Origin of the sequence: Synechococcus sp. R55.7 (genome assembly GCF_047461955.1) — a bacterium.
In the GTDB taxonomy this organism is placed as follows: domain Bacteria; phylum Cyanobacteriota; class Cyanobacteriia; order Thermostichales; family Thermostichaceae; genus Thermostichus.
Map to the genome: position 1 here is coordinate 1 of NZ_JANSIC010000168.1, position 5,691 is coordinate 5,691.

A 5,691-nucleotide genomic window follows, 5' to 3' on the forward strand; every position below is an offset into this window, starting at 1 on the left:
CTGACCGCGCCACACTGGTGGCCGAACATTTTCAGCAGCGGCGGCCTCTGCGGAACGGCCTGCCCGTTGCGCCCCAATGGCATCCGCTGTAGCTAAGTTGAGGGATCCCCGGCCAACTTGTGCCAGAATAAAAGAACGGTAACTCCATCGGCAAAGGCGAGATTCATGGCCCTCTACCTCTCGGCAGACCACCTTCACAGCATCCGCCAGCACGGCGAACAAGCCTTTCCCCACGAGAGCTGCGGCATTTTAATTGGGGAAATCCGGGGATCCGACAAGATCATCCACGAGCTTTGGTCGGTGACCAACACCTGGGATCAAGCGGAAAACCCTCTGGCAGACGGGGAATCCAGCCGCCGCCGCTTTTTGATCGATCCGGCGGATTTCAAGCGGGCCAACGACCACGCGGTGCGCAAAGGGCTGGGGATCCTGGGCACCTATCACTCCCATCCCAACCATGCGGCCATCCCCTCCGAGTTTGATCGGCAGCATGCTTTTCCTTGGGGCTTTTCCTGTGTGATCGTCAGTGTGCGCGAGGGCAAGGCAGAAGAGGTGGTGAGCTGGGTTTTGGATGAGCAGGAGCAGCCCCAACGGGAGCCGATGCAGATGCTGGAAGACATCTGGATCCCCTCGCTCCCGGCTTTGGCAAGCTAGAGTCGTTTGGGCTTTGCCGCTGTTTGAGGCTGAAGTTCACGGCTAAGTTCAGTTGGGATCCTTGAAAGCTGGGATGGGTACCACCGGAAAAAGCGGTAGTCTAGTGCTGAACCTTGTCTGTAACATAGCTGAATCCTCAAAGTCAGTAGACAGCCCCAACAAGATCGACAAACGGATAGGTCAGCCCAGATCCTCTGGATCCTCAAAAGTCTCCAGTAGATACCCAAGATCTCTCCCCGAACTCCCATGGCAACCAAAGTTCTGATCCCCTCTCCCCTGCGCCCCTACACCGACAACCTGGAAGCTGTCGAGATCGAGGGCAGCAATGTTGGCGAAGTGATGGGCAACCTCATCGCCCGCTATGGCGAGCTGAAGCGCCACCTCTACACCGAGGATGGGAAGCTGCGCAATTTTGTCAATGTCTACCTCAACGACGAGGATGTGCGCACGTTGCCCCAAGGCAACAACACCCCCGTGGGAGAACAAGCCGTCATCAGCATCGTTCCTGCTATTGCCGGAGGGTTGTGAGCATGTTGAACCTGGATACCAGCCAAGTTAGCCTCTCCCGCGAAGAGATGGAGCGGTTTTCTCGGCATTTGATCCTGCCCGAGGTGGGCCTAGAAGGACAGAAGCGGCTGAAAGCGGGCAAAGTGCTGTGCATCGGCACAGGCGGCCTTGGCTCGCCCCTGTTGCTGTACTTGGCGGCAGCCGGCGTGGGGCGGATCGGCATTGTCGATTTTGATGTGGTGGATGTGTCCAACCTGCAGCGGCAGGTGATCCACGGCACCTCCTGGGTGGGCAAGCCGAAGGTGGAATCGGCCAAGAACCGCATCCTGGAGATCAACCCCCACTGTCAAGTGGATGTTTACAACACCGCCCTGAAGGCCCACAACGCACTGGAGCTGTTTGCCAACTATGACGTGATTGTGGATGGCACCGATAACTTCCCCACCCGTTACCTGGTGAACGATGCCTGTGTGTTGACGGGCAAGCCCAATGTCTACGGCTCGATCTTCCGCTTCGAGGGACAAGCGACGGTCTTCAACTACGAAGATGGGCCCAACTACCGGGATCTCTACCCCGAGCCGCCCCCACCAGGACTGGTGCCCTCCTGCGCCGAAGGGGGAGTGTTGGGGATCCTCCCCGGCATCATCGGTGTTATTCAAGCTACCGAAACCGTGAAGCTCCTGCTGGGCGTGGGCACAACCCTAAGTGGGCGGCTGCTGCTTTACGATGCCCTGAACATGAGCTTCCGGGAGCTGAAGCTGCGCAAAAACCCCGCCACTCCTCCCATCACCCAGCTTATCGACTATGAGCAGTTCTGCGGGATCCCGCCAGCCCAAGCCACAGAACAAGCTGGCCAGACAGAGATCCCCGAGATCACTGTGGCCGAGCTGAAAGCGCGGATGGATGCTCACCAAGACTTTGTGTTGGTCGATGTGCGCAACCCAAATGAGTGGGAGATAGGCCGGATCCCTGGTGCTCACCTGATCCCCTTGCCCCAAATTGAAAATGGCGATGGGGTGGAGCAGGTGCGTCGCCTCCTTAACGGCTCAGAGCTGATCGTCCACTGCAAGAGTGGGGCACGCTCGGCCAAAGCCCTGAAGATCCTACAAGCTGCTGGGATCCAAGGAAAAAACCTGCGCGGGGGGATCCTCGCCTGGGCAGAGGCTTACGATCCCTCGATTCCCAAGTACTGACTCTGCCTTGGGATCCCTACCTGTCGCCCGGTTTGCTCTAGCATAGATCCGGCAGATCCGGTGCCCAGAGCCGGCTGTGCCAGGTTTTCCCTTTTTGCGTCCCCTTTTCCATGAGTGCCATCCCGCAGGCCGAGACAGAAACGATCTTCCACTCCATCCCCGAAGCCCTCGAAGACCTCAAGTGTGGTCGCATGGTCATCGTGGTCGATGACGAAAACCGAGAAAACGAAGGGGATCTGGTCTGTGCTGCCCAGTTTGCCACGCCCCAAGCTATCAACTTCATGGCCACCTACGGGCGGGGCCTTATCTGCCTGGCCATGCAGGGATCCCGCCTCGATGAGCTGAAGATCCCGCTGATGGTGGGGCAGAACACCGACAGCAACCAAACTGCCTTCACCGTCAGCATTGATGCTGGGCCAGAGGCTGGAGTTTCCACCGGCATTTCCGCTGCCGATCGCTCTCGCACCATTCAGGCGGCCATTCACCCGCACACGCGACCGGAAGATCTGCGCCGGCCTGGGCATGTCTTTCCGCTGCGGGCACGGGAGGGCGGAGTACTCAAACGGGCTGGCCATACGGAAGCGGCGGTGGATCTGGCGATGTTGGCCGGGCTGTATCCGGCAGGGGTGATTTGCGAGATCCAAAACCCGGATGGCTCCATGGCCCGCCTGCCCCAGTTGATCGAATATGCCCGTCAGCACGATTTGAAGATCATCACCATCGCCCACCTCATCGAGTACCGCTTGCGCACCGAACAACTGGTTCACCGAGAGGCTGCCGCCACCCTGCCAACGGAGTTTGGCCAGTTTCGGGTTTACGGCTACCGCGATAGCCTCAACCAAGTCGAGCACCTGGCCCTGGTGAAAGGGGATCCGACCCAATTTGCCGCTGAGCCCGTCCTGGTGCGCGTCCATGTGGAGTGTCCCCTAGGGGATGCGCTGGGATCCCTGCGCTGCGATTGTCGCCGCCAATTGACAGCGGCCCTGAAGATGATCGACCACCAAGGCAAGGGGGTACTGGTGTACCTGCGCCGGCAAGAGCAGGAGCTGAGTCTCATCGAGCAAATCAAGTCCTACGCCCGGCAAGATCTGGGACTTTCTGAAACCGCGCCACCGGTGGCGATGGACTTGCGCGATTACGGCATCGGAGCCCAGATCCTACGGGATGTGGGGGTGCGCAAAATGCGCCTGATCAGCAATACCTCTCGCCACATCAGCGGCTTGAAAGGATTTGGCCTGGAAGTGGCCGAGCGCGTGCCCTTGCTGGTGGAAGAGCCGGATCTCAATTTGCACGTGGAGCCGTCCTGTTCCCTGAAACCGATTCCGGCCTAGGCCTGTAGAGCGTTGTAGGGCCGAGGGCTGTGGTGGAACAAAGACTGGGGTGCAGCCGGCTCGCCATCCACCACATAAGCCTTGGATCCCCAGCCCCAGAAAGACCAGAAAGGACGTTCGGGCCCCGATGGAGCCGTCATTGCTATGCGACGCTTCCGCGCTGGTGACAGGGGTGCGGAGCACTGGCGCGCCGGCGAGACGGAGTCCCTGGCTGTGGGGCTCAAGAGTTGCTTCGGCAAGACGGGAATGTCGGATCCCACCTGTGACCACACCTCATAGCTCCGAGGGCGCACCACCACGAGGCTGATCAGGGATCCGTGATCCATGTCGTAGCGGCAACTGGCGATGGCCTCTTGCAGCTGAGAAAAGCCCCGGTTGAAAACATAAAAATGGTTCTGGAAGCGGATGGCCTCCCAGAAACCTTCCCGTGTAACCGCCACATAGTCGTGATTGACGGAGGCGTAGTCGAGGATCACCATGCGTGTAAAGACTGATCAGCGATGAATCAAAGTGAGTAAGCTTTTACCGTATTTCCACTTAAACGCGATATCGGGCAGCCTGTCATCCGCAAAATGGCTCACCTGCAACAAGGCTTAATGGGTTTCTTTGCCTTGCAAACTGCTACTGCTTGCGTCCCCATCTCCTCCGGCTCCAGGGATCCCACCCAGTTCCCGTCGCAGCTCGGCCATGGCTGCTTCTCCGATGTGGGGGGTGGCGCAGACTAGGTTGGGTGTGCGGATTAGATCGGCTCGGGCTTGGCGCACCAAGACCCGCAGGGTGGGGTAGCTGGCCTCATCGCAAATCAGCGTATGGGCGCGGCGGATTAGGGATCCCACCCGTTCCGTATCCGAGATCACTGCCGTCAGCACCAGCAGGTCTCCCCGCAGACTGTGGACGATCACCTCGGCAACCTCCAGCAGGGCAGTGCTGATGCTCACCAGCCCCAGACAGGCGTAGGAAGGCAATTGGCGGATCAGGGCAATTTCGCGGGCGTAGTCGGACACCTCCACCGTCAGAACACGGGCCCCCCGGGGTTGGGCAATGGCCTCGACGGCGCTGAGAAAATAGTGCAGCGTCACCACAGTGCCGGAATGGATCTGATCCAGAACGGTGGCCAGCTCCTCCAGGGGCACCAACTGGACCCGGATGCCCAAAGTCTGCTGGATTTGCTGGGCCATCAGTTGTCCTGTACCCAAATCCCGGTTGGGCACACACACCAGCACTTGGGCACTGCAGCGCAATCGCCAATCGATCTCCGCTAGCAGCAGATCCCGCACCTGCTCCAAAGAAAACCCCTGCTGCAGCAGCTGGTCGATGCCCTGGCGCACCTGCTCCAGGACCTGTCGGGATCGATCCAGGTTTTCCCCCAGGCCGCGAGAGTAGTTAACCACCTGGCGGGCGGAGCGGCTCACGTAAATGCCAGATCCAGCGCGGGTTTCCACCAGGCCCATAGCCTCGAGTTGGTGGTAAACCTTGTGGATGGTATTGCGGTGCAGGCCCGTTTGCATGGCCAATTGACGGGTGCTGGGCAGGCGGCAGCCGGGAGGAAACTGCCCACAGGCAATGGCGAAGCAGAGCAAATTAAAGAGCTGCACGGAGCCAGGGATCCCGCTCCCCGGCTGGATGGAAATGCGCATCATGGCCCGTTTTTCTCCCTTTGACAACGCCGTTGCGAGCCCGTTTCTGGGCTACGTAAGAATCCCTCGACTTCAGTCGGCGGGAGTGTCAACTGCCTGCAAGATAGCGCCGACGCCGGATAGACAAGCTCCAGAGGAGATCGGGATTGAGAGCCCTATTCGGGGATGCGGTGCATCCGGCTGGGATCCCAACTTAAAGTCACCTCCGTCCCTTCCGGCAACTGCTGCAAATTCAGGCCGGGGTTGGGTTGCACAGCCAAAAGTTTCACCTCACAGCCCGACACCCATACCTGATAGCGAATGAAAGCCCCTAGATAAGCAGTGTCGCAAATCCGTCCCCGCAAGCGGCAGTGGCCATCGGGGATCCCT

The 5,691-nt window shown here is 59.5% G+C and carries 6 protein-coding genes and 1 pseudogene; 4 read left to right on the top strand and 3 right to left on the bottom strand.

Features of this window, described 5'->3' with window-relative positions; all coding sequences use genetic code 11:
• Positions 1 to 165: 165 nt before the first annotated feature.
• From NW820_RS09295 to ribB, 4 genes and pseudogenes are all read left to right on the top strand, one after another.
• Positions 166 to 654, top strand: coding sequence for a M67 family metallopeptidase (locus NW820_RS09295; RefSeq protein ID WP_414407330.1), 489 nt, complete (start codon positions 166 to 168; stop codon positions 652 to 654).
• A 246-nt stretch (positions 655 to 900) separates the two neighbouring features.
• Positions 901 to 1,182 carry a MoaD/ThiS family protein gene (locus NW820_RS09300; protein ID WP_011433658.1) on the top strand — a complete coding sequence of 94 codons (282 nt, stop codon included), beginning with the start codon at positions 901 to 903 and terminating at the stop codon, positions 1,180 to 1,182.
• 2 nt (positions 1,183 to 1,184) lie between these two features.
• The gene (gene moeB, locus NW820_RS09305) at positions 1,185 to 2,354 is read left to right on the top strand and encodes a molybdopterin-synthase adenylyltransferase MoeB (RefSeq protein ID WP_414407331.1); all 1,170 of its coding nucleotides are present in this window, start codon (positions 1,185 to 1,187) and stop codon (positions 2,352 to 2,354) included.
• Positions 2,355 to 2,497: 143 nt separating this feature from the next.
• Positions 2,498 to 3,646, top strand: a pseudogene (gene ribB, locus NW820_RS09310) (3,4-dihydroxy-2-butanone-4-phosphate synthase); the annotation flags it as partial.
• A gap of 35 nt (positions 3,647 to 3,681) precedes the next feature.
• Here the strand turns inward: ribB and NW820_RS09315 are convergent.
• The 3 genes from NW820_RS09315 to NW820_RS09325 all read right to left on the bottom strand — a co-directional run.
• Positions 3,682 to 4,164 (bottom strand): hypothetical protein, encoded by a 483-nt coding sequence (locus NW820_RS09315; RefSeq protein ID WP_414407332.1) that lies wholly within the window; start codon positions 4,162 to 4,164, stop codon positions 3,682 to 3,684.
• 114 nt (positions 4,165 to 4,278) lie between these two features.
• Positions 4,279 to 5,325, bottom strand: a complete 1,047-nt coding sequence (locus tag NW820_RS09320) for a GntR family transcriptional regulator (protein ID WP_414407333.1) — start codon at positions 5,323 to 5,325, stop codon at positions 4,279 to 4,281.
• Positions 5,326 to 5,477: 152 nt separating this feature from the next.
• A partial coding sequence (locus tag NW820_RS09325; RefSeq protein WP_414407334.1) for a TOBE domain-containing protein occupies positions 5,478 to 5,691 on the bottom strand: 214 nt, incomplete at its 5' end.